Genomic DNA, 23,507 nt, shown 5'->3' with positions numbered 1-23,507 from the left:
ACCGTGACGTTTTCAGGGCTATGTGCGGGTTTATTCTTTTCTTTTGTTTCGCCTTTAAGCTTCGCGCAACATGCAGATATCAGTCAGTTAGAGCGTTACACCGTAACCGCAACGCGGCCTTATTACGATGAATCCCTATCCCGTATATTTCCTCAGTATCAATTTGATAAAAAGTCACCTGGTGACGCCGCTACACACCAACGAACTTTTGTTGCAAGCGCCTTCCGTATCCCTCAACGGGCAGGGCGGTCAGATACAAAGTATTAGTATTAGGGGGTACTCTCGTTGGCGTATTCAAACGCTGCTTGATGGTGTGCCTATTGTCAGCGATAGGCGAGCAGGTTCTAGCATTGGCTTTGTTCCACCTGAATTTATAACGTCGGTTTCTGTATTGCCTGGCGCAGCTTCTACGTATTTGGGGTCAGGTGCACTAGGAGGCGCGGTTAATTTGCAGCTAGATGCCACCGAGAACCCTTATCTTAATGTGGGGTACAGTAGCAACCAGCAAATGAAAACCCTTAGCTACAAAGACAGTGTCGGCAATACAGATTGGAATATAGCCTATCGCAGTGCTAATAAGGGAGAAGATGCTAACGGCGCTCTGTTATTTGATCAATTTGAACAGGCCGGGCTTTTCTTGCGACATCGCCCTGAAAGCGGGTTTATAAAAGAAGCGTGGACCCTCTATTCTGACAACAATAATATTGGTAAATCGAGCAGCGATTACCCTTTAAATCGAATTTCTACTTATCCAGATAACACGCACTGGCTAGGCAAGTTGACGGTTGGAGCGGATAACTACACAGGAAGCATTTGGTGGCATCAGTCTTATTTAGAGACGTCGGTGTTGCGCCCGCAAAGCCGTATTAACGATAGCGAAAACAAGGCGCTTGATTATGGCTTTGATATTAAGACCAAGGGCAATTGGCAAGATTGGTGGTTTAACTGGCAGTTACAGGTGTCAGGGCGCGAAGGCGTAGAAGCAGACGAAAAAGAATTTAGCTTAACCGCTATCTCGGTTGAACAGGGCCATGGGCCTGATTCTATTGCCCTTTTAGAGGAAAGGGCGCCTGCACTTGCTTATGAAGTAAGTACACTGAATGCAAATGAAATAAATGCTGCCGGTATTGTAGATGCCTCACGTCAATGGAATAGCACCTCATTGGCGCTAGGTGCGCGGGTGGATTGGCAGCGACAATCTGATAATACCGGTACCAATGAAAACGTCACCGCCACAAATTTAAGCGGTTATATCGGAGTAAACTATCAATTAGCAAAGCGTTGGGCAACAAGTTTGTATGTATCTAGCGCATTTAGAAACCCGTCATTAACCGAGCGCTTTTTCGCGGGGGAAACGCCCCGTGGCACAGTAATAGGCAGTACAAAGCTGCAAACCGAGAGCGCCCTAAACTCACAAGCTACTTTTGCTTACAACAGCGAACAGCTGCAGGGCGCTATCGACGTATTTTATCAGCAAATTGATAATTACATAGAAAGGCAAGCGATAGCTGACGACGTTTTACAATATGCGAATTTGGATAGTGCCACCATTAAAGGGCTAAGCTATCAGCTTAGTTGGCAGTCGAAAGTTAACAACATTGATGCGACATTAAGTGGCGCATGGGTAAATGGGCGCGATGAGTTAGGTAATGCTATTGCTGATATACCTGCCGATAATCATCGGTTTAATGTTGGTATGACATTGGGCAGTGCGCGCTTTTTTACCACGGTGGTTTATCGCGCTAGTAAATCAGATGTCGCAGAGGGAGAGCGACCCCTTGATGACGTTATTACGTTGAATGTGGGCGGTAGCTGGCGTATGAACGAGCGTATTGTGTTACAGGCCAGTTGGGAAAATTTAACCGATCAGCTGTACTATACCAGTACCGATGATAAAGCCCCTTTTGCCCAAGGTAAAAGCATACAGCTTGCATTAACCTATTTGCTTTAACGACTAACGTCGTTGGCGATTTTTTTGCTGATATTTTTGCTTTCGGTATTTGCTTTTCAACGTTGTTATCAGCATAACCAACCCGGTTACCCAGAGTACAAACAGTAAAATGGCCGCGGGTAGAAAAACCCAAAGCTTAGCGCCTTCTTCAAAAAACCAGCTGCCGTCGTGAATAGCTTCTATGGTATCTGTCCGGCGATAGGCCACTTGAAGCACTTCCCCCGTTTGCGCGTTTAACTGCACTTCCCAGTGGTTCTTTCCTCTTACCTTGATAATGCCTTTGCCGGGGCGTACGTCTAAACGGTCAATATCCTCCCATGTCTTCAAGTTTGTTTGGGGGACTTGTTTAACTGTTGCTAATACGTCATCGAATGCTAGGGTTGGCGCGCTATTTTGAGCCTTTTGTGTGGGTGGTTGGAGCCAGTCGAACTCTTTTTTTACTTGCAGCAATAGGCCGCTGGCGATAACGATGATCACCGGAATAAAAATAACAAGCGACAGCCATAAATGAATACTTCGACTGTATTTACGAAGGGTAACCGACATTAAACAACACTTAAAACGAATAGGTAAAAACACTCGATACTATACGGTATTCGGCGGGTGCAGTAAAAACACCCTAACGCGCCGTTTACGAGATTGGTCGGTTTGGTAATGATGAGCGAAGAGACGGCCTTTAGAAAGCCGCCTCTATTTATCATTACTGTTGAGGGTCGCTGATGCCCAGCATCACCTTATCCATGGTTATAGGGAAGTCCCTAACTCGCACTTTGCAGGCATCATAGATTGCATTGGCAATGGCGGCGCCTGCACCGGTTATGCCAAGCTCTCCGATACCTTTAGCCCCAACGGGGGACGCGGCATAGTCAGGCTCTTCAAGAAAGTCTAAGTTGACTTCTGCAATGTCGCGGTTCACGGCAATATGGTATTCGCCAAAGTCTGGATTAACGAAACTTGCCGAATCGGTGTGGTGGTGAATACCTTCAGTCAGTGCATAGCCTGCGCCCCACACCATTCCTCCTTTAATTTGAGAAGACGCGGTTTTAAGATTCAAGATTTGTCCCGCGCTGAACATGCCGTACTGTCTAAGCAAGCGCACTTCACCGGTAAGTGTGTCTACTTCTATCTCTGCGAAATGTGCGCCGCATGAGTACTGCTCTTGGTCGCTTGTGTCGTCTTGCGAAACGCTTCCTGTTGCAGAGAGAGGGAAGGCGCTTTTATCAACAACATCCAACAGCAAGGCCGATTTAGCTGAAGAAGCTGTACTATTATCTGGCGCATTAGTAACAATAAATTCGCCTTGTTCCATGCGCAGCCGCGCGTTTTTATATTCGCCCGGTAAAGTCGCCATAATTTTTTGCGTTAGCGCTTCGCAGGCTTTTTTCACCGCAGAGCCTGTGCTGGCCGCGCCAAATGAACCGCCCGAGCCACAAGATGCAGGAAAGCGGCTGTCTCCTAACTTTACAATAACGTTTTCCACCGGTGTAGAGAGCATTTCTGCAGCGATTTGAGCCAAAATGGTGTAGGTGCCGGTACCAATGTCAGTCATGTCTGAGCGAACGATCACTTGCCCTTCGGCGTTAATTTCAACGTCGGCAGAGCTTTCTACTAGCACGTTCATTCGCATAGCACTTGCTACGCCGTGCCCAATGACTTTGCCTTCAGACGGTGAGGGTTTATGCTGCCAACCAAATTTTTCCGCGCCTTGGCGTAGGCATTCCCCTAAATTATGTGTAGTAAAGGGGCTGCCTTTCATTGGGTGCACAACGGGTAAGTTCTTTATACGAAGAGTGAGGGGGTCAATATTTGCTTTATGGGCTAACTCATCGATAGCGGATTCAAACGCAAGCGAGCCTATGGCATCGCCAGGAGAGCGGGTTGAATCGATAAGCGGTAAATCAACATCCTTCACTCTATGTGTGCTTTCGATGTATTGTGATTTGTAAGTCACCCGCGCGCCTGCACCTGTTGCTTCAGCGAATTCATACCCTTTCGCTTTCGGCATAGCGCTTTTGTGAGTGATATTGGTAAGCTCGCGGTTTGCGTTTGAAGACAGCGAAATATGCTGGATGCTATGGCCTCGATGAGGGGTATTGTAAAATACCTGGCGTCTACTCAACGCAACTTTAACAGGCTGTTTCACGTGTCGAGCACCAATACACGCCAGTATGGCATCGTAATGTAAACCTAGTTTTGAGCCAAAGCCGCCCCCCACATAAGGGCTTTGCACCACGATATCCTCCGGCGCCATTTCTAGAGTAATGGCTAACGCTTCTACGGCTGACGCGATAATTTGCACACTGCAATAAACTTCTAATTTCCCATCTTTAAAATCGGCGACCGTGGCATGAGGCTCCATGGCTGCGGAGATTTGCGAGGGCGTGGTGTAAACACTCTCTATCTCACTGCGAATATCATCATCGTGGGGCTTGTCACCGCTGGTAACATCGGGCTCAAAACCGCCATCAAGAGACGCTGGCTTTTGTTGTGCATCATCAAATGATGTCAGTAAATCGGGGGCATTCCCTTTAACGGTAAATTTCACTAAGCTTGCTGCATAGCGCGCTTGTTCAAGCGTATTGGCAATAACCAGTGCCACAGGAGCACCAAAATGTCGGATGTGTGGCTCGTGTAGCACCGCTCGACTTTGCGTAAACCGGCTTTCGTCGGCGGGCTTACTGAAAGGCTTAAGCGGCCCAGCATTTTTATAGGTAATTACCGCACTCACACCGTCTGCACGTTCGGCTTCAGTGGTATCGATATTCGTTATTTCCCCTACCGCGGTATCACTTGACACAGGCCAGCCTATCAACGGATTACGCTCACTCATGTGCTCAGCCGCATAACGAGCTCTGCCGGTGACTTTCAAAGGGCCATCTACGCGATTAACAGCTTTACCGATAACAGATTGATTATGCGTGGTCATATAACGCTCCTTCGTGTTCTGGGTGTTTCTCCTGATGAGCTGCTATTGAAGTCAGTACGCGTACTAAGGTATTGCGTAGTAACGTGGTTTTAAAGTTATTGCTGCCGTAAACTTTCGCATGAGACAGCTCTGCTTCTGCGGCTTGCGCAATAACTTCTTGAGAAAGCTCTGCGCCTTCGAGTACCCGAATGGCGCTTTGTGGGTACCATGGCTTAGTACCTACGCCGCCAAAGGCAAGAGAAAGTGTGTCAACACGCCCTTCTTTCAAGGTTAAGCCCGCAGCCACTGACACCAGCGCAAATGCATAGGAAGAGCGGTCGCGCACCTTATGATAATACTGGGTGCCGTGGCGAGACTTTGGAATAGAGATATGAGTAATTAACTCATCGTTCGCTAACACGGTTTCTATCTGCGGGGTGTCGCCAGGCTCTCGGTAAAACTCACGTAACGCTATTTGACGGGTATCATTATTTGCATTTTTTACGTTCACTTTGGCATCAAGGGCTATCATCGCAACCGCCATATCTGAAGGGTGTGTTGCGATGCAGTGCTCGCTTGTACCAAAAATAGCGTGAATACGGTTCATACTATTAAGTGCGCTGCACCCAGACCCCGGCTCTCTTTTGTTACACGCTTTAGTGGTGTCGTAGAAGTAATAACAGCGCGTACGTTGCAGCAAGTTGCCTGCGGTGGTGGCACGGTTTCGAAGTTGAACGGTTGCGCCACTTAAAAGCGCTTGGGCTAGCAAAGACAATGAAGGCTCGTCGTGGGAAAATTTTGCCAGTGCAGAATTACTTACCATAGCACCAATATGATAGTGCGCTTCATCTTGCGTAATGGCGTTTGCTTCTTTCCATTTCGCTAGGCTAATTAGCGTGTTGGGTGTCTCAACCTGAAGCTTCATTAAGTCGATGAGATTGGTCCCACCGGCTAAAAAACGCGTCGTGTCAGTAAGTGGAAGCGAGTTAAGTGGCGTAGAGTGGTCATAATGGTGTAGGTCAAAAGGCTGCATTATTGACGCTCCAAAGCAATCACATCAGTGATTGCATCTACGATATTTGGGTAGGCGCCACAGCGGCATAAGTTACCGCTCATGCGCTCACTAATGTCTTCTTTGAGTGAGGCGCGGTTGCTGTAGGTGACCGCGCTAGGGTCACCACTTTTTAGCTCATTAAGTAATGATACGCCCGAACAAAGCTGCCCAGATGTACAGTAGCCGCATTGAAAAGCGTCGCGTTCAATAAATGCTTGTTGAAGAGGATGAAGCGCGTCGTCATTTGCAATGCCTTCAATGGTGGTTACCTCGCAATCTTCAAGCTGGAAAGCGAAGACTAAGCAGGCGTTTACCCGCTCGCCGTCAACGATAACTGTGCAGGCTCCACACTGGCCGTGATCGCAGCCTTTCTTGGTGCCAAAAAGTGATAGGTGTTGATGAAGAAAATCAAGAAGCGTAGTTCTGGGGTCTTCGGGAAGAGAAACGTCTTTCCCGTTAAGTCTGAGTGTAGCCATGGATATGTCCTTCTACCATTGTGCTCAATTTCGGTACTCCTTTGAAATGAGCTTAACAAGAGATTTATCATCACTACGGGGGGAAAGTGGTTTCGGTTTAGGCTGTGAAAATTAAGTCTTCTGAAACCCGCTTGCGCGCTAATAGATGCCAGCGTGTAAGTGGTGTAAAATAGTGAAATTGAGTATTTTGCTCTACGCTTTTAAGCGCCACTTCATATTTCAGGCCTACTTACATGATTCACAACGATGTTTTACGTCGCCTTCGTTATGCACTTGCCATCAACGATACCGCCGCTATCAGTATTTTCAAATTAGCTAACTACGACATGGAAATAGATTATTTGCATGCCGTTATGAAGCGAGAAGGTGAAGAAGGCTACTTGCCGTGTCGCGACAAAATTATTGGGCTGTTTTTAGACGGATTAATTATTAAGAATCGCGGTCGCCAAGAAGGGCAGGAGCCGAAAGTCTTGGGGCCAAAAGAACGGTTAAGCAACAACGAAGTCATGCGTAAAATTCGTATTGCGATGAGCTACAAAGACGAAGATATGATTCACGCACTACAACTCGCTGACTTTAGAATAAGCAAAAGTGAGTTGTCTGCATTTTTTAGAAAGCCTGACCATCGTAACTTTAAACCTGCTGGCGATCAGGTTGTAAGAAACCTCCTTCAAGGCATGGTGAAGAAACATCGCCCAGATTCAACCGTCTCGCACCGAAACGCAAAGCCAGATGATAGAAAGCCATCTAGCGGTAAACCGAATGAGATAAAACCTGCTAAGAAGAAGGGAACAACCCATTCGCTAAAAACTGAGAAAGGCGAGTTGAATAGCCGTCATACCAACGCAGTACGAGAAAGCAGCAAACAAGCAAATACCTCTGTATGGGGAACGCTGCCCTCTAAAAAGCGGTGAACGAAGTGCTGTGTTAGGCGGTCTTCATTTAGTAAAGGGGAAACGGCATAGTAAACCCATTTTTGACACCGATGAGTACGTGACAAAAGTGGTGGACTTTGTGAAAAACATCAAGCGTAAAAGTGAGTAAATTGAAATTAAGTAAAGGAGAGAATATGAGTCGCCATTTTGAACAAGCGGATGGTTTGTGTGAAGAGATAGACACCGCTACCCAAGGGTTCGTGTTTAATCAAACTATGCTGCGTATAGCTGACCCTAAACGCTCGCTAGACTTTTACACACGAGTTATGGGCATGACGCTTATCAAGCGCCTAGATTTTGAGGAAATGAAGTTCAGCTTGTATTTTCTTGCGGCAGGTGATGACTTTTCTGATATTTCTGATGACGTTGAAAAGCGCACGCAACAAACATTTGGCCGCCCGGCAATGCTGGAATTAACCCATAACTGGGGCGATACGCCAGAAACGGTCAGCTACCATAACGGCAATTCTGAGCCAAAAGGCTTTGGGCATATTGGTTTTCACGTACCTGATGCCGACGCAGCGTGCGCCCGCTTCGAAGCGCTCGACGTGCCTTTTCAAAAAGGGCTCAACGAGGGGTCTATGAAAGGTATTGCCTTTATTAAAGATCCCGACGGCTACTGGATTGAAATATTTGATGCATCAAAAGTGGCACAAACGTGTGCGCCGCATTTGAAGAAATAAAAGCCGGACAGATAAATACAGAAACGTTTAGCGCGCATTCAGGGCTGGCTAAACTTCTGTTAAAAAACTATCAAACACAACGAAAACAGGCAGCATAGTAATATGCTGCCTGTTTTGTTTTATCGATGGTAATGGTTTACACCTTACACGAAGGTGGTAATGACGCGATGGCTACTTTGCCTCTAAGGATAACTCCACACCGCTAAATTCAGTATGTAAGTCGTGCTGAGTATTAAGCAAGAACAAGCGATTCGCTTCAATTTCAGCGTCGTTGGCCAAGTAACTTTTTACCGCTTTACTGCGCGCATCGGCCAGCAGAATAAGTTCACTTTCTGGGATATCGATGCTATTGCGTAGTTTGTTGTAACGCGCGATGCTTAACGCGCGTTTTACGTCATCTCCTTTGATTACACTTTGATTATCTTTAGTGCTTACCTGACTTGGCTCTTGGCTTTCGCTTGCCAATTCTGGGTATAGTTGTACCACCATGTTGGTGTACTCTTGGTTAAGGTCTGGCGTAAAAACGTCGACATAATAAGCTAATAGCGCGTCGGCTAATGGGCCATCCAGCGGAATGCTGCTGCCGGTTATGGGGCCAGCCTGCGAACTATTAACAGCACCGTTCGCGGGCATATCTGCAGTGCTCGAAGTGCTGGATGGATCAACGAGCCCGCTTCTTATCAACAGTGTATTGTTTAACTGGCGTTGTGCCAGCGCGCTTGCATCAGATACGGCATTGACCGTACCTTCAATGTTTACGCGCAGGCCAGGGCGCTTGTTAAGCGCTTTAGCAAGGGTATCAAGTTTTTCTTTCACTGCTGGAGAAAGGGTTGAGGCGCCAAACGCAAACTCCGCACTGTCTAATTCATCATCGCTACCCACAAGGTTAGCAAGTAGTGAGAAGGGGGCGGTTACCGCTTTAGTAATAATATTGCCAATTGCGTTTAGTATGATAGAACCAAAGCTAAAGTCTGGGCTGTCTACATCCCCTGAAACATCCAAACCTAAATCGATAACGCCGTTTCTGTCTTCTAACAGCGCGATAGCAAGGCCTAATGGCAGACTTAATGCTTGATCTGAATTAGACTTTTTCCCCAATGTAAGCTGGTCGATAATCACATGATTTTGGCCATCTAGCTGGTCACCGTTGAGCTTGTATTGCACTGCTAACGATAATAGCCCCTTGTCAATGTAGTAGCCCATGTAGGTACCAGAGTAGGGGTTAACCGATGTGAGTTCAGCCCCTTTTACTGAAAAATTCAGGTCAAGGTCCAAATCCTGCTTCAACGGGTGAATTGTGCCAGCAAGTTTCACTGGCGCATAGTTGTCTATTTTACCGGTAATATCAACGCTGGCGGGGTCGTTCGAGCGAGAATCTATGCCCGATATTTTACCGTTTAGGCTTTCTATTGCCGACGCAAATTTAGGGGTTAATGAGTGATCGGCAAAATACGCCCTACCGTTTTCGATAGAAACACCGCCAACTGCAATAGCTAATTCAGAGGAAGCGGCTTCGCTTGTCGACGATGTCGCACTTTTACTTTTTGCTTCACCATTACCGTTGCCATCACCATTACTATTTGCAGCGTCTTGAGCCGCTAAATTATCGTTTCCTTCCCTATTAGTGCTTTCATTCTTAACAACGTCCTGTTCACTTGCAGCAAAAAGTTTGCTTATGTTGGCCTGCTTCGCTTCATCAATGATTAATCTAGCAAAAGGGGCTGTAAGATGAACCGTCTCTACGCGCAATTGATTGGCGTTACGGTCAAACTTTATATCTTCTACGCTCAGTGCTTCCCATTGCAATAAGGGCGTTTGAGCGGTGTCGAGTATGCTTAAACCTTCCACCCGTGTGCTCGCATTTACATTAAGGTCGCCAGCGGCAGAGCCTTCAAACGTTACGTCGAGATTAACAGCGCCACTTTCTAGCGTGACTTTGGCGTACGGCGAGACGTATTGCTGAAACTGACTAAGTACTAGCGCGTCAAGGGCTGCGCTGCCCTTTATAGCTTGCTTGGCGATCGTTACACTGCCAGCGCTTGAAAACGCGCCCTGTGGGACTGAGCTGAAACGCTCGGGATCAGCAGAAACCTGAAAATTCGTGCTATAGGAAATGGGCGCCGTAAAGTCTGTCGTAATGCTTCCGGTTTCAATATTGATATTACTGACTCTAAGAAACGTACCGGCACTTACACCGCGTTCTTCAATATCCAGGGTGCCACCGTTAAATACAAACTGCTGTAGTACTACCTGCCACTCATTTCGCTCGCTTGTATTTTGAGCCGTGCTTTCAGCATCTACTTCAGCGCTGGGTGCGCTTTTTGCCGCTTGCGCTAATGGCTCATCGGCTGTTTGAACACCACTGTCTTCCTTTGCCGATAGGCTTGCGGGCTGGCTAGCGGTAAGCGATGAATTATCTGCTGCGGTATTCGTGTTGGCGTTTACACCTGGTACGTTTTCCGGTGTAAATAACCGTTGTAAATCAATGCCTGACTTATCGTATACCGCTGAAATATGCGGTGCATCAAGCGACACGCGTTCAATATTTACCTGTTGCTGCAGCGCATCTACATTGATGTTATGAACGGCAAAAGAAGGTATGGAAAGAATGTCTTTGCCACCTTTGCTGTTACTAATAGGGGAGCGCTTAAACAGCAGGTTATTAATTTCGAATTCGCCATGTTGCAGTAGAAACTGGAAAGCGTCTTTTTCTTCAAAAATTTCAGCATGTAGGCTAACGCTCACCGTTCCATCGGCTAAATTAGCAGCTATTAGGTGTTTACCGAGGGACCAGAGCGGTACAAGGGCAATATCATCGATATCCACTGAGGTGGTCAATTTTAAGGGAGATAACTGAAATTCGCCATCAATGGATATTTTACCTTTTTCGGCCGTTACCAATGTAAATTGATACTGATTAAAAGCAGATGTCGACCCTTTCGAGGCTGCATCATTCGCGCTTTGCAAAGACGTAGATTGAGCTGTGTCTTTAAGTACCGCATGGGTGTCTAAATCTTGCAATGCAACTTCAAGTTCTGGGTAATTAAGTAGGGTGTCCGTTACCCTATCTTCGATAATCACGTGGCCATGAGTCAGTGAAAATTCACCTAATGTGATATGCGGAATTTGGCCATTTTCGCTTTCGGATGGCGCGCCGTCGGTTTCAGGTGTCTGTTGTGCTACGTGCTCGAGGATATCGGAAAAGTTGAATGTTTGGGTATTATTGGTGTTATTGAGGCGAGCAACAGTAACAAATGGCGCATCAATGGAGAGCTTCTCAACTGCTGGCGTTAGCGTAAATACTGAATGCCAAAAACCTACGTCTAATGACATATGCCCCACGCTGAAAAAACCGGTTATCGGGCAGTGTATTGGTAGTTTCTTTCTCAATCTGGCTTTCAGAGAGAGCCCCACTGTGAGCTGAGGCGTAAATAGTGAAGTTGCGAACGTCTACTTTTAGTAAAAACGGGTTAATAGCAATATCTGCTACGCTGGCTTTTCTCCCTGTTTGTTCCTCAACTATTTGGGGAAGTTTGGTTTTCAATATAGCAGGGGCTAGAACGCCTAACAGCAGCGCGTAAGTGAAGTAAACAAGCACAAGGTAAGTAGACACTCGAAACCATTTAGGCTTAGCAGCAAACCAAGATATTGCATTTTGCATAGGCGTTTATATTGCTTTATTGGGTTAATAAGAGAGGCAAAGGCTAGTCTCAACAACGGAGAAAAGCCTCATCTGCAAAACAAGAATGGTTAGATTACAGAGCCGTTAGCAAATTATCTAGGCCAGACTTAAATAAGGCTTGGGTTTCACTATCGGCGTTTACATTTAGGTAAGTACTTATTTGTGAAACAAAGCTCGCAATCATATCAGTTGATAAACCAAGGGCTTCAAACTGCTGTTTTAAGTCATTGACTGACTTAACGGTAGAGCTATACTCCGAGGCTTTGTTTAGTAACCCAGACAGCGAAGAGCTTGAGTTTGGCGCCGAACTGTCAGACAGCGCGGGTACGTCATCAAGCAAGCCGTCTAAGCCAGGGATGTTTTTCGCTAGCTGCGAGTATTCACCGTTAGATAAGTTGCTTTGTACGTAGTTCATTACCGACGCAATGCCGCCCTGCGATTGCTCGTTAGATACATTCAGATTACCAGAAACAGCGCTGACTAAGCTGGCTAAGTCGATGTTAGATGCCGCACTTGTTGCCATTTGTGTAAGGCTGCTGGTGGTAAAAGTTGTATCAGCTTTTTTATCGCCTAGAAGGCCCTTTAGCTCACTGATATTGGCGTGGGCTGAATGAGTAAAGCAAGTCAATGTAATAAGCAGAGCAGGGGCTAAAATAAAGCGTTTCATATTGAATATCCTTTTTGAGGCTGCGGGAATAGCGAAATGTAAATTCACCTCGAAAAAATTTGAATCAAGGCTATTCAGGCATTCCATTAATTAATAGCTAGAGCGTATGTAAATACTTACATTCTAACGCAGTAGTACCGCAAATACTGTAGAGAAAATGTAAAGGTGCTTTACATTTTCGCGAAAAGAAATGATGCGGGCCGAGTGGATAAGTCAATTAGACAAAACACTAAAAGGAGCGATTGCTCCTTTTAGTATTCTACTTTGTAACACGGCATAAAAGTGGCTGTTTTAGCTAACGTTACCTATTGCTACTCACCTCTTTTGTACCTTTTATATCCTAGGGCGTATCGCTAAGTTTGTAGTCTAGCTGAACAAGCAGCCCGGTTTGTCTTACGCCTTTGCCGCCCTGAATGCGGGGTTTGTATACCCATTGGTCAAGGGCGACTTGAGCACTCTTATCAAATACACCTGTGGGGGCTGATTTCACCACTTTGATATTATCTGTGGCGCCCGTCTCGGTAATATCGAAAGATAAAACCACAAAGCCTTCAACGTTATTCTTTGCCGCTTTGGTCGGGTAGGTTGGTGAGACGTGCTTAACCGGAGCAGCTTCGTTAATTTTCGTCTCAGCCTTTGCGGGCGGAGGCGGCACCTTGGCAAGGGCTGTGTTAATTGTGACTAAAGCAGCAATCGACAGTATTCCTGCTGCAAATACTTTACTGTTGCGCGTAGGTTGTTTTATGGCATTTAATCGTTTGATCATGGTCCTTTTTTCTCCAAAGGTTGGATAAAGCGTGATTGCGTTAGAACAATGCTCAGCACACTGCACAAGTGCTTTTGCATAAGTGAGTTTTTCGTTTTCGGTTTTGTTTTTCAGCACCGCGTTATCGCAGGCTAGTTCCTGATTTATTCTGAACGACTTAAGGGCAAACCAGACAAGCGGGTTAAACCAAAATAAAATTGCGACTGTTAGCGCTATCGTGTTCCACAGGTGGTCGTAGTGTTTGCGATGCACATTTTCGTGCTCTAACACGAGTGCTTGCTGCGCACTTGAAAATGTACTTTTAAATGAAAAGGGAAGGAGTATTTTGGGCGCGATAAAGCCGAAAAGCATAGGCGTGGTGGCTTTACTAGAATAATACGCGTTAGTGTGTACAGCACGACGCTTGCCAATAGACGCCCATGTCGTTAGGTGGTGCACCAAAATATAAGCCGTAATAACGCATACCCCTATCCCCCAGGTTATGAACAAAGGCGCGGCGTCGCGAGTGGTCAATGTAGGAGTGATCCCTACCACATATCGGCTGAAGTCATTCGATGGAATTGCTATTATCGACATAGGGATGTTGTTAAGCAGCAAGCAAACGGGGATCAATATCCATAATTTATACGTAAGTGATGCGCCGAGCTTCTGTGTTAAAAAATGCTCTGTAAATATAAGCAGTGCAAGTGTTACCGAAAGCATGCCCTGTTGAGCAATAATCCAATCAATCATTGTTCTGTTCCCACTTTTTTATTAGGGCCTTGAGCTCGTCCACATCTTGCTGTGAAAGTGAGTTTTGGTTGGCGAAGCCCGCTACCATTGGGGCTATTTTTCCTTTGAAAAGTCGACTAACGAAGCTTGTGGTTTCTTTCTTCGTGTAATCTTCTCGCGCTATTAAGGGGTGGTATAGATATTGGCGGTGTTGCTTTTCAAACCCCAGTACTTCTTTTTTAACCAGCCTTCCTAACAGTGTTTTTACGGTTTTTTCATGCCAGTTTTTTTTATTGTTAAGGCGTGCGATAACTTCATTCGATGTGGCAGGATGGTCTTCCCATAACACGTCGAGTACTTCAAATTCCGCATTAGAAATTTCAGGTTTGTCCGTCGATTTATTCATAATAATAATGTCTAATTAATGGATTACATTTGTAGTCTATGACTTTAGATTACACTTGTAATTCTAAAGTGCAAGTTTTATTGCGTATTTTTTAGACGGGATATACAGAAAGTGGGAGAGGGCTAGTATAAAACGGTGAAGTTAAGTTCATGGGCCTCTAAAAATTCACCTAAAATACGAGCCTGTTGATTACCTCTTGGCACCATAACGTAGCAAGGTGGGGCTGGCGAGACTTCTTGCAAGTCGTACCATAGTGTATCAAGTACTTCACTGCCGCTTTTTAGAAATGTTTCGCCCCAAGACGTGCTGTAGATAACAGATACGTCCTCTACTGTGGCTTTTTGCCGTAGTGTAGGAAAGTTTACAATTGCAAAGCAGGCGGTGATCCGTTCTGGAGCAAGCAGGTTATTTCGCGGAAGTGCTGAAACCTTTACCGGTGGAAAATACTTGCATAAGTGCTTAAGTAAGTCGTTTAAATCAAGTTCGCTGACTTCGCCGTAGTTGTAGTCGAGGTAAACTTTACTGTGTGTATCGATGATTTTGCTTGATACACACCACACCATGAGTGCAATAGCGCTTGATGCCTGCGTAATTTTTTGCGACTCGTCGATGATACCCGACTTACTCAATAAATCTCCTGCATAGGCCGACCATACTTCCTCACCGTTTTTGAGCTGGCGCATGGCAATAGTGACCTTTTCACAATAAAGGCTTTCGTCAAACGCACGGCGAAGGAATTCAATTTTATCGGCTTTTTTCGCATAGTACGTGCTTAAACGTCTGCCCAATACCGTCATGTCTTTTTCATCCATGACTTGCTGGTGGTGACTAAGCTCTTTGGAAATACGACGGTAGCATTTCAATAAGAAACGATGAATGCGACGACTTAATTGCACTCGCTCGCTGAAATTCCATTCTTGCTGATTATCAAAATGACTAAGCTGCTTTCGATTCCATCCCCATTGTCTGGCATAAGACGCCATAATTCTGCGTTTGAAGTTGGGTTTCTCATCTTCCATCAGCGGTTGACTAAGGGCACAGCCGCATTTCAAATACAAACACTCTCTTAGTACGGCAATGTCTTCGGCTTGCCCATGCTCACTGTAGTGGGTAATTAGCTCATCAAACATAAGCGAGTAGGGGTCGATGTCTGCCACATGCCCCGGTGCTTCAGCGCCTCGGTGTACATGCTTTTTAAGCAGGTTGCACAGTGGTTGTCCCTCGGCGATATTAGCAAGGTAAACCTCTAACTTTGCCATTTTTAGCACCGACTTAAACGGCGAGTCCATCGCTTTTCCTAACTGCCAGATAGCTGCCCCAAAAAGCTCGCTGGCATCTAACTTTTCTAAATGGCCTAAATCCATAAACCAATCTAGATCTGGTGAACCACCTTTTTCAAGGCTGTTGTATATGGCTTGATACTGTTTTTCTGATGTTTTTTCTGGGGTTAGCCACCAAAAGGGGGCTTTACCTGCCACCACGATATTGGTGTTATAAAACTCGGCTTTGAGAAATAACGCTTGGGCGGAACCCGCACTTTCTCCTTCGGCAACGCCAAAGTCGTTTTGTTTTACTTTGTCTATTTCAGACAAAAAGAAATGCACTTCTATACCAAAGGTTTGGTCGGCCCACTTTTCTATAGCGGTAAGCTTTTGTTGCAATAGCGAAAGTGCGGTGGAAGTGAATTGTTTTCCGTCTATGCATACCCAGAAATCAAAATCGGAATCATCGGTTTGAGCGATAGTGCCTACACTGCCCATAAGCACCAAAGCATCGACGGCGCGTTGTCGCGGCCATACCTGTTTTATGTCTGCAAACAAATGGCTTTCTGAAGGGAAGCATCGTAACAGGGCTTTTTCTATATCAGTCCTAAAGGAATAATTACTGATCCCAAAAGGTACACTTTCGCCCGTTGAGAGGGGCGCGACAAAGCCGGGAAGCGACTCGTGATTGACGTGCACCAGAAAAGGAAGCACGTGAAAAAGAGGTCTGTGCTTTTCAGGCATGAGTGTAAGGGCACGCTCAATACGCGCTTTGTTGTATCTCAGTACCCGCAACAAGCGAATAGTGAGGTTTTGCTGAACGGAAAGCGGCTGTTGCGCTGCCATTATTTAAATCTGCACTTCATCATTACGTCAAGCATAGCGTTATTTTACGTCGACTTCCTTACATTTCGTCTTCACAGAGTGAAAGTTTATCGGCTTTTAGCCGTTTTTTTACCATGCCTAGGTAGCGACACCTCTACGCACAAACCGCCTTCACTAGGGCTTTGCATAGTTAGGCTACCGCCATGTTTTTTAATCGCTTTTAACGCAATGCTAAGTCCCAAACCAAAGCCTTCAGTATGCATTTGGTTTCCTGCCCGGTAAAAAGGTTGCATCAACTTCTCGATTTCCTTTTCATCAACGCCGGGGCCTTTATCCGTAACCTTAATGAGCATAGCTGCGCTAGTCGACTCAATAGCCACACTCACAGGCTGCCTTTTATCTGAGTACTTACAGGCGTTGCCAATAATATTATCCAGCGCTTGATGGATAGCTTCGGGGTAACAGCGAATCAATCGTTGTTTTTGCGTGCCTTTCGGCGGTGTCAAAACCGTTGGAATGCCAGGATAGTTTATTGCCATGTCATCCAAAATCCGCTCACACAAGGCTGCTATATCGCAAACTTGTTCCTCGGGTTGGGCGTTTTCCAATGTTGAAAAATTTAATATCTGTTGGATGAGCTGGTCTATACGATGGCAGTCATTATGAATTTGCTTTACATGGCGATTGTCAGGTTGATTTTGTTCTATCAGTGCTGCAGAAGCCTGTAAACGAGCCAGCGGGGCGCGCAATTCGTGAGAGACATCGTGAAGAAGCCTTTGCTGGGCGCTCGCCGCTTCATGGGTTTTACCCACCATAAAGTTTATATCTGTCGCTAAGTCACCAAGCTCGTCACCGCGAGCAAGCAAAGGGGTAGGTAACGGCGCGATGGTTTGGTCATTGGCGTAGCGGCGACTAAATGCCCCTAAATACGTTATTGGTTTAACGATAGTCCAACTGAGTAGGGCACTGACAAGGGCACATGCCACAAAAATTAAAACAAATTGTATGGATTGAAAACGGTACAGCACTTGTTTATACATACGAGGTGCCTGCGGTTGGCGAACCAATACCGTATAGCGAGTATTTGAAGGCCCATAAACATGCTGTTCAATACGCTGCTCAAAGGGCACCTTATTCATTCTATAATGATAAATAGATTCACCTTTAGCATTGTAAACTAGCATGGGAATAAGCTGGCCACCGCGGTTTTCTCGCTGCCGTATCCACTCTTTTATCTTTCTTTTGGCCTTGCCGTCAACAAGCACTTCATGCTCGTAACGCCACACAATTCTTTCAGCTTGGGCGGTAACGTCGTTAAAAAAGCGTTGATTGTATTCGGTGGAGGTATATTCGTTTATTAATACGTAGCCTGTAGTGGCCATTACCGCGAGGCTAGCAATCCAGAAGGTAAGGAAAATACGCCAAAATAAGCGCTTGAATCCGAGCCCTTTTTTTATGTTTTTCCACGTAGTGCCTGCAGCCATATCACGTACCTTATTATTTTTGTGACTGAGGTGAGGTCAACATCTGATAGCCTACTTTGCGAATAGACTTAATCACACTATTCACACCCACAGCAGATAGCTTTTGTCGAATTCTACTGATGTGTACATCCATGGCTCTGTCATAGGCTTCCAGCGGACGGCTTAGCACCTCTTGCGTCATTTCCTGTTTCGAAATGGTTTGCCCTGCACGCTCCATCAACAAGCAAAGTGCGTTAAATTCTGCGCCAGTCAAAGTAATAGGCCTTCCCTTTACCGAGGCTGTTCGCGCGCCAATATCTAGTGAGATGCCATGTAGTTCGGTTATCACAGTCGCGGGCGCTTTAAGCTGTTGTGTTCTGCGTATTATTGCGCGAATGCGCGCGCCAAGTTCTCTTGGGTTACACGGCTTAGGTAAGTAATCGTCTGCACCCATTTCTAAGCCGACAATGCGATCAATATCATCACCCCGCCCGGTTAACATAAGAATGGGCGTTTGCTTTTCAGCTCTAACGGCTCTAAGCACATCAAGCCCCGACATACCTGGCATCATAATGTCTAGCACTACGGTGTCGTACTGATTACTGTTTAGCAGCGTGTTGACGGCCTCTTCGCCGCTGTGAATAGCATGCACACTAAAACCATCGCCTTCTAAGAATTCGCTTAGCAGCGCACAAAGGTCGACATCGTCGTCGACAAGTAATACGTTAATTTTTTCATTTTCCATGATTTAAGCTTACCCTTTTACGCTGGGTGTTTTTTTCAACTTTACCGAACTTTACACTAGCTTAACCCTACTTATCGATTGATTCACGCATACTTCATTTCGTTGATGAGACAACATTATTTTTAACGTCATGCATTATCATGACAAAACAAGTAGGAAGATTAAGATGAAAAAATTAATTACCGGTGTTTTATTAAGTGCATGTATCGCAACGACTGCCTATGCAGGCGGTAAGCATTCTGATGAGCGCAGAGGCGGGAGCGTTTTTCCGCTGCATAAAATGGAAAAAGTACTTGCCCTTACCGACGAGCAAATAGCACAATTTCAAACGTTAAAGGAAGAGCTTAAAGCGGAACGCCGAGCTAAAAAATCGGAAATGCGTGAAGAGGGCATGCGTAAAAATAGAAACCTTTTGGCTGGCCTAAATCCAGATGATGCAGACTATCAGGATAAAGTGAATGCCATTGCCGAGGAAAAAGCGCAGCAAGTAAAAGCGCGCTTTCTAAAACGCGCGGAGATTCGTGCAAAAGTTGCTGATATCCTTACCGATGAACAGCTAGAAAAATTTGATGAAATGAAAGGGAAGCGTGGAAAAAAGCAGCGTAAGCACAGCTAATTAGCCGCCGCTTCTCGATAACATTGTAGGTAAAATGCTTAAAATAAATGCCCCCTTCATTGACAAAACTCAACGAAGGGGGTGTTTTAATTCCCACGCATTTTTGATTTTAAAAGTCTTAAAAAAAGGCTCAAAATAGCGAAAGGGCCGGCTCAACCTATTGGGTATTTAGCGTTGTATTTGGGTAAGGGTTGAGTAACTCACTAACAAGTTCGTTCAGACTATTTTGTATACTGATACTGTCTTTCCCATCTAGTTCAGTGCTTCCAGCCGCGCTATAAATAAACTTTCCGTCTTTTACCATATCAATTTGCAGCCCTTGCTGAAGCGACGTTTGCTCTCCCACGGGAATGCTGAAAATGCTGCCTAGTGAAATACCGCCAGAGCGGCCATAGCTACCAGTACCTAACCCTAAATTTAGCGTAGTGCCGTCTTCTTTCGTGCTTGTGGAAGGCACGTATCCCACAGCGATATCGGCGTCTTCTTCAGACGCCGGTTTAAGACCCTTTGCGATGAGGTTCTCAGTGATAGCCGTTGATAGATGGTTGGCAAGCGTTGCGTTAATGGGGTTCAGCGGAGGCTGAATGTAAAACGTTTTGATGTCAGCAAAGTTTTGGTTTTCATCAACATTTATCTGAGGCTTATTACTACTGCAGGCGCTTACGATAGCGACGCACATTAACGCTAATAGGGTTGTTTTAATTTTGCTCAGTTGATGCGTTATTCTGCTCATCACATTTTTCGAAGTGCTGCTATACATAATATACCCACTGTAAAATACTGCTTTATTGAAGACATGCTTAACAAAGCAAAGTTCGACTCGTTGTATCTTTAACGTGTTTTTCCCAGGTTTTGGATCGCATAGGCCTTACTATCGAAATAAGATTTGGAAATGTTGATAGCATTTCTGCAACGAAATACTGCTAAGTGCTTTGATGGAGCAAGGCGTTGAAGTGATAGTGTGTGGGCAGTCTGCCGCAGCCCATGGCGTTGAAAAAAGTGCATTGATTGATGGGGTGAAAATGGATTTATCTGCCATGACAGCACATGCGCGTTTGGCGCAAAAAGGGTATTCGGTTAACCCGTTTTAAAAGGCCGTTTTCTTTTGTGATAAACATTTGTGCATTGCAGATATCCAATGCACTTCATCAGCGCACTAATCCACGAATGCGGAGCTGCTTATTACTCTCATTGCTTGTTACATTCTTTATAAAGTACGTGGCGTGATTAGTAACATCAAGCGACCTTAATTTCATTCGCGGGCGAGAGCATTTTAGTTTTAGGGTTGAAGTTCATATCGTAGTGACGCGATTGCTTCATGTCTTCAATGAACTTTGGCGAGAATAGTGCAATACACTCTGCATTGGCACTTCGTACCGATCGATATCTTACACCGACCGTATCTTTTTTTGTCAGTCCTTTAATCACCTTGTCGCGTGTAGCCGCCCACATTATTGCGCCATACGCCTGCGGAGCGCTGTAGTCATCAGGCAGGTGATATTCTTGCACACCCGTCACATCCTCTAACGGGGCAGCGTAATTAAACACATATTCCCTTAGCTGAATGTTTTCAAAAGCAAAGCCATTCACTTGAGACAGGTGCTTCACAATATGGTGGCGCACTTCATCTAACCCAGCATGGACAGTACTTGCACCGTAAAGCACACCGAATCCGCCTGTACTAAATCGAGAAGGCGTTACAGGTATATGCACGAACGGCGCAATGGCTGAGTGCACTTGCTGAGCGCCTATGGGTATCTCGCTGGTACTGATCGCACCTTCCCCTGTATTGAGTAGCCGTAAGCGTGGGTTCACCTTCGCTTGCATGGCGTAAATCGCGTCAAAGGCTTCTGGCGAAGCAATATCGTCGAAAATATCAATCGTAGGGTATTTGCTGTTAATCAATCGGTGCCAACGCACTACCACATTCCTCCACGCATGCCATCGAGGGTGTCATGTACACGAACTAAGCCCATAAAATCGCGACAGGCAATTTCAATTGGTTTTTGACCGTTAAAAGGGGGATTGTTATTGACCATCGACAGATATCCATACACGTTGTCAGGGTTGCTAAACAGCGTCCTCAAGGCTTGATGAATATTTAGTAGCAAACCTATCCGCGTTTCCAAATCAGGGCGCACAGATACCTTTTCTGGCTCGTTCTCAAATCTGTGCAGCATGGATGTTGATGTAAAGCCAAGTAGCTGCATACGCTGCTTTTGGTTTAACTGCCACTTTTCGAACAAGTTGTGAATTGCATTAGCAACATGGGCAAACTGCCCTTTGTCTGTTGTTGAAGATTGCGCTTGCATAGAACACCTAACGCGTGACCGACCATATCCTCATTGTAGTTAATTCTATATAGAGCGCAAATTGAAAAATAATTCTATATGAAATGGCTGGGCAGGTGACGTTATCAATGACGGTTAAATATGTCTAAAAGCTTCAGTTCAAACCCGTTAAATTTAGCGCGCTGATAATCGAGCTGAACGAAATAATTCAATCATTACACATATAATCTCAAAGCTATTTCAAGATAGGGTTTAGCTAGAAGAAACCTGCCCCAGCGCGATAAGTTTTTTCAAACGGTGTCGTATCGGGGAGTGTACCTAAAGCGAAACCGCACGCATTGCCGAGCCGTGATTCACAGAATGTGTGAGCAATGTCGTTATGGACGTTTTCTTTAGCAAGAAAGGTGCATGTAGCAAGTAACGTGCATGCTTGGAGCGCTAGCGCCATTTGCTCTGTTAAATAACGGCTGCGCGTTTCCATATTCTGCGTATTTGATAACTCGTCTAATAGTTTACTAAGGTGAATATCGTAATGTTTATTTTTGCCGGTTTGCGTTTTAAGTTCGTTAAACAACGCTTCTTTTACATTGGGCTCTTTAGCGAGTGCGCGAAGTACGTCTAAGCATTGCACGTTTCCACTGCCTTCCCAAATTGAGTTAAGCGGTGCCTGACGGTAGTATCGGGGCATGGGGTTTTCTTCAACGTAACCAATACCGCCTAAACACTCCTGAGCTTCGTTCACAAACATAGGCGTGCGTTTACAAATCCAGTATTTTCCAATCGCCGTGGCCAGCCTTGCTAATGCTGCTTCATAGCTATTACGTGATGCGTTGTCGACTGCTTTTGCAACGCGCATAGTGAGCGCAGTAGCGGCAGCGCACTCGATGGTAAGGTCTGTTAGAACGTTTTGCATTAAGGGCTGGTTGACTAAGGTTTTGCCGAACGCGTCGCGATGACTTACGTGGTGTAATGCGTGTACCAGTGATTGCCGCATTAGCGCTGATGAACCAATCATGCAGTCTAAACGGGTTAACGACACCATATCGATGATCACCGTTACGCCACGGCCTTCTTCACCAATTAAGTATGCCGTGGCTTCTTGAAACTCTACTTCAGAGGATGCATTGCTCCAGTCGCCTAGCTTGTCTTTCAAACGCTGAATTCGCACGTTATTCAGTTCACCATTTTCGAGTATTCTGGGCAGCAGGAAGCAGCTAAGCCCGCCTTCGGCTTGGGCAAGAATGAGGTGGGCATCACACATGGGGGCAGAGAAGAAGAACTTATGACCTACGATACTATAGCTGCCATCGCGCTGCTTTGTCGCAGTAGTGGTGTTGCGCCTTACGTCTGAACCGCCTTGTTTTTCGGTCATTCCCATACCGATAGTAACCCCGTTTTTTTGACTTGCGGGCAGGGAGCGAGGGTCATAAACACCGTTAATGAGTTTATCTAACCAGTAAGAGGGAAGCGACTTACCATAGCGCATTGCCGGCACAGCAGCATGTGTCATGGTAAGGGGGCAAGACGTACCAGATTCGGCTTGATAGTGCATGTACATTAACACCGCGCGAAGGGTATGTGCGCCATCTTGTTGTTCATTTTGCCATGAATAGTTGTGTACGTTGTGTTTCATCGCACTTTGCATTAGCGCGTGATAGCTTGGATGAAAGTCAACGTGATCAATACGCCTGCCGTAGCGATCAAAGGTACGAAGCTCGGGTTTATTTTTATTAGCGAGCTCGCCATGCTCCATGAGTTCATTGCCTGCAAGCGCGCCAAAGCATCCTAAGAGTTCTGCATTCCAATGCTGCTTCTCGGGTAATTGCTGAGTAACGTATGTCTTTAGTAGTTTGTCATCGCGCCACAAGTTGTATGAATTTAGAATAGACGGCTGGTTGTCTACAGTATGTGTATCAAAGCGGTTAAGTGAGGTCATAATGTGGTGCCAAAAATAACAATATTAAGATCATTACACTGAATGTTTTAATTAGTCAAATTATGTAATGTTTGTGCTCGACAACCCTTTGTATAATGATGGTTTTTAACGTTGACAGAAACACAGACACGTA

20 protein-coding genes and 1 pseudogene are annotated in these 23,507 nt (G+C 45.6%); 5 read left to right on the top strand and 16 right to left on the bottom strand.

What is annotated here, in order from left to right; genetic code table 11:
• Nucleotides 1-211 precede the first annotated feature (211 nt).
• Entirely contained in the window at nt 212-1,951 is a 1,740-nt protein-coding gene (locus ACX5J7_RS18025; RefSeq protein WP_498707760.1) for a TonB-dependent receptor, read from the top strand.
• Nucleotides 1,952-1,954: 3 nt separating this feature from the next.
• Here ACX5J7_RS18025 and ACX5J7_RS18020 read toward each other — a convergent pair whose 3' ends face one another.
• The 4 genes from ACX5J7_RS18020 to ACX5J7_RS18005 all read right to left on the bottom strand — a co-directional run bounded on the left by ACX5J7_RS18020 (nt 1,955) and on the right by ACX5J7_RS18005 (nt 6,386).
• Nucleotides 1,955-2,497: a PepSY domain-containing protein gene (locus ACX5J7_RS18020; RefSeq protein WP_498707759.1), complete on the bottom strand. Its 543-nt coding sequence runs from the start codon at nt 2,495-2,497 to the stop codon at nt 1,955-1,957.
• 154 nt (nt 2,498-2,651) lie between these two features.
• Nucleotides 2,652-4,877, bottom strand: a complete 2,226-nt coding sequence (locus ACX5J7_RS18015; RefSeq protein WP_278383228.1) for a xanthine dehydrogenase family protein molybdopterin-binding subunit — start codon at nt 4,875-4,877, stop codon at nt 2,652-2,654.
• A complete protein-coding gene (locus ACX5J7_RS18010; RefSeq protein WP_015067725.1) occupies nt 4,864-5,889 on the bottom strand; it encodes an FAD binding domain-containing protein in 1,026 nt (341 codons plus the stop codon). The genes ACX5J7_RS18015 and ACX5J7_RS18010 overlap by 14 nt, the downstream gene beginning before the upstream one ends.
• Nucleotides 5,889-6,386, bottom strand: a complete 498-nt coding sequence (locus ACX5J7_RS18005; protein ID WP_012519249.1) for a (2Fe-2S)-binding protein — start codon at nt 6,384-6,386, stop codon at nt 5,889-5,891. Before ACX5J7_RS18005 ends, ACX5J7_RS18010 begins: the two co-directional genes overlap by 1 nt.
• A gap of 233 nt (nt 6,387-6,619) precedes the next feature.
• Between ACX5J7_RS18005 and ACX5J7_RS18000 the strand changes: the two genes are divergently transcribed.
• The gene (locus tag ACX5J7_RS18000; protein WP_015067723.1) at nt 6,620-7,300 is read left to right on the top strand and encodes a YehS family protein; all 681 of its coding nucleotides are present in this window, start codon (nt 6,620-6,622) and stop codon (nt 7,298-7,300) included.
• 155 nt (nt 7,301-7,455) lie between these two features.
• A complete protein-coding gene (gene gloA, locus ACX5J7_RS17995) occupies nt 7,456-8,004 on the top strand; it encodes a lactoylglutathione lyase (RefSeq protein ID WP_012519246.1) in 549 nt (182 codons plus the stop codon).
• 171 nt (nt 8,005-8,175) lie between these two features.
• On the opposite strand, the gene ACX5J7_RS17990 is transcribed toward gloA, so the two are convergent.
• The 8 genes from ACX5J7_RS17990 to ACX5J7_RS17955 form a co-directional block, all read right to left on the bottom strand.
• Nucleotides 8,176-11,337, bottom strand: coding sequence for a DUF748 domain-containing protein (locus tag ACX5J7_RS17990; protein ID WP_498707756.1), 3,162 nt, complete (start codon nt 11,335-11,337; stop codon nt 8,176-8,178).
• On the bottom strand, nt 11,282-11,665 hold the full coding sequence (locus ACX5J7_RS17985; protein WP_498707755.1) for a DUF748 domain-containing protein: 384 nt from the start codon (nt 11,663-11,665) through the stop codon (nt 11,282-11,284). The genes ACX5J7_RS17990 and ACX5J7_RS17985 overlap by 56 nt, the downstream gene beginning before the upstream one ends.
• Nucleotides 11,666-11,759: 94 nt before the next feature.
• Complete coding sequence (locus ACX5J7_RS17980; RefSeq protein ID WP_278383225.1) at nt 11,760-12,353, bottom strand: DUF2780 domain-containing protein; 594 nt, start codon at nt 12,351-12,353, stop codon at nt 11,760-11,762.
• Between the two features lie 340 nt (nt 12,354-12,693).
• Complete coding sequence (locus tag ACX5J7_RS17975; protein WP_278384054.1) at nt 12,694-13,851, bottom strand: M56 family metallopeptidase; 1,158 nt, start codon at nt 13,849-13,851, stop codon at nt 12,694-12,696.
• Nucleotides 13,844-14,236, bottom strand: a complete 393-nt coding sequence (locus tag ACX5J7_RS17970) for a BlaI/MecI/CopY family transcriptional regulator (RefSeq protein WP_015067718.1) — start codon at nt 14,234-14,236, stop codon at nt 13,844-13,846. Before ACX5J7_RS17970 ends, ACX5J7_RS17975 begins: the two co-directional genes overlap by 8 nt.
• Nucleotides 14,237-14,358: 122 nt before the next feature.
• Nucleotides 14,359-16,344 carry a class I adenylate cyclase gene (locus tag ACX5J7_RS17965; protein ID WP_498707754.1) on the bottom strand — a complete coding sequence of 662 codons (1,986 nt, stop codon included), beginning with the start codon at nt 16,342-16,344 and terminating at the stop codon, nt 14,359-14,361.
• 86 nt (nt 16,345-16,430) lie between these two features.
• Nucleotides 16,431-17,807, bottom strand: coding sequence for a sensor histidine kinase (locus ACX5J7_RS17960; protein WP_474370541.1), 1,377 nt, complete (start codon nt 17,805-17,807; stop codon nt 16,431-16,433).
• A gap of 13 nt (nt 17,808-17,820) precedes the next feature.
• Entirely contained in the window at nt 17,821-18,531 is a 711-nt protein-coding gene (locus ACX5J7_RS17955; protein ID WP_012519238.1) for a response regulator transcription factor, read from the bottom strand.
• A gap of 166 nt (nt 18,532-18,697) precedes the next feature.
• Here ACX5J7_RS17955 and ACX5J7_RS17950 point away from each other — a divergent pair, with 166 nt between their 5' ends.
• Nucleotides 18,698-19,147 (top strand): Spy/CpxP family protein refolding chaperone, encoded by a 450-nt coding sequence (locus ACX5J7_RS17950; RefSeq protein WP_012519237.1) that lies wholly within the window; start codon nt 18,698-18,700, stop codon nt 19,145-19,147.
• A 157-nt stretch (nt 19,148-19,304) separates the two neighbouring features.
• Here ACX5J7_RS17950 and ACX5J7_RS17945 read toward each other — a convergent pair whose 3' ends face one another.
• A complete protein-coding gene (locus ACX5J7_RS17945) occupies nt 19,305-19,907 on the bottom strand; it encodes a DUF4136 domain-containing protein (protein ID WP_012519236.1) in 603 nt (200 codons plus the stop codon).
• Between the two features lie 172 nt (nt 19,908-20,079).
• Here ACX5J7_RS17945 and ACX5J7_RS17940 point away from each other — a divergent pair, with 172 nt between their 5' ends.
• On the top strand, nt 20,080-20,238 hold the full coding sequence (locus tag ACX5J7_RS17940; protein ID WP_287149825.1) for a DsrE family protein: 159 nt from the start codon (nt 20,080-20,082) through the stop codon (nt 20,236-20,238).
• A gap of 145 nt (nt 20,239-20,383) precedes the next feature.
• Here the strand turns inward: ACX5J7_RS17940 and ACX5J7_RS17935 are convergent, their stop codons facing one another.
• From ACX5J7_RS17935 to ACX5J7_RS17925, 3 genes and pseudogenes are all read right to left on the bottom strand, one after another.
• Nucleotides 20,384-21,067: an RES family NAD+ phosphorylase gene (locus ACX5J7_RS17935; RefSeq protein ID WP_024016704.1), complete on the bottom strand. Its 684-nt coding sequence runs from the start codon at nt 21,065-21,067 to the stop codon at nt 20,384-20,386.
• Nucleotides 21,067-21,459, bottom strand: coding sequence for an MbcA/ParS/Xre antitoxin family protein (locus tag ACX5J7_RS17930; protein WP_023559818.1), 393 nt, complete (start codon nt 21,457-21,459; stop codon nt 21,067-21,069). Before ACX5J7_RS17930 ends, ACX5J7_RS17935 begins: the two co-directional genes overlap by 1 nt.
• A 231-nt stretch (nt 21,460-21,690) precedes the next feature.
• Nucleotides 21,691-23,374 (bottom strand): annotated as a pseudogene (locus ACX5J7_RS17925) (isovaleryl-CoA dehydrogenase).
• Nucleotides 23,375-23,507: the final 133 nt, after the last annotated feature.

This window comes from Alteromonas infernus, assembly GCF_902705815.1.
This window is presented reverse-complemented; position numbering and strand designations above follow the sequence as displayed.

Bases quoted from the DNA above. Each gene is read 5' to 3' on its own strand.
- ACX5J7_RS18020 (WP_498707759.1), bottom strand. From the start codon at position 2,497: ATGTCGGTTACCCTTCGTAAATACAGTCGAAGTATTCATTTATGGCTG.
- ACX5J7_RS18015 (WP_278383228.1), bottom strand. From the start codon at position 4,877: ATGACCACGCATAATCAATCTGTTATCGGTAAAGCTGTTAATCGCGTA.
- ACX5J7_RS18010 (WP_015067725.1), bottom strand. From the start codon at position 5,889: ATGCAGCCTTTTGACCTACACCATTATGACCACTCTACGCCACTTAAC.
- ACX5J7_RS18005 (WP_012519249.1), bottom strand. From the start codon at position 6,386: ATGGCTACACTCAGACTTAACGGGAAAGACGTTTCTCTTCCCGAAGAC.
- ACX5J7_RS18000 (WP_015067723.1), top strand. From the start codon at position 6,620: ATGATTCACAACGATGTTTTACGTCGCCTTCGTTATGCACTTGCCATC.
- gloA (WP_012519246.1), top strand. From the start codon at position 7,456: ATGAGTCGCCATTTTGAACAAGCGGATGGTTTGTGTGAAGAGATAGAC.
- ACX5J7_RS17990 (WP_498707756.1), bottom strand. From the start codon at position 11,337: ATGTCATTAGACGTAGGTTTTTGGCATTCAGTATTTACGCTAACGCCA.
- ACX5J7_RS17985 (WP_498707755.1), bottom strand. From the start codon at position 11,665: ATGCAAAATGCAATATCTTGGTTTGCTGCTAAGCCTAAATGGTTTCGA.
- ACX5J7_RS17980 (WP_278383225.1), bottom strand. From the start codon at position 12,353: ATGAAACGCTTTATTTTAGCCCCTGCTCTGCTTATTACATTGACTTGC.
- ACX5J7_RS17975 (WP_278384054.1), bottom strand. From the start codon at position 13,851: ATGATTGATTGGATTATTGCTCAACAGGGCATGCTTTCGGTAACACTT.
- ACX5J7_RS17970 (WP_015067718.1), bottom strand. From the start codon at position 14,236: ATGAATAAATCGACGGACAAACCTGAAATTTCTAATGCGGAATTTGAA.
- ACX5J7_RS17965 (WP_498707754.1), bottom strand. From the start codon at position 16,344: ATGGCAGCGCAACAGCCGCTTTCCGTTCAGCAAAACCTCACTATTCGC.
- ACX5J7_RS17960 (WP_474370541.1), bottom strand. From the start codon at position 17,807: ATGGCTGCAGGCACTACGTGGAAAAACATAAAAAAAGGGCTCGGATTC.
- ACX5J7_RS17955 (WP_012519238.1), bottom strand. From the start codon at position 18,531: ATGGAAAATGAAAAAATTAACGTATTACTTGTCGACGACGATGTCGAC.
- ACX5J7_RS17950 (WP_012519237.1), top strand. From the start codon at position 18,698: ATGAAAAAATTAATTACCGGTGTTTTATTAAGTGCATGTATCGCAACG.
- ACX5J7_RS17945 (WP_012519236.1), bottom strand. From the start codon at position 19,907: ATGTATAGCAGCACTTCGAAAAATGTGATGAGCAGAATAACGCATCAA.
- ACX5J7_RS17930 (WP_023559818.1), bottom strand. From the start codon at position 21,459: ATGCAAGCGCAATCTTCAACAACAGACAAAGGGCAGTTTGCCCATGTT.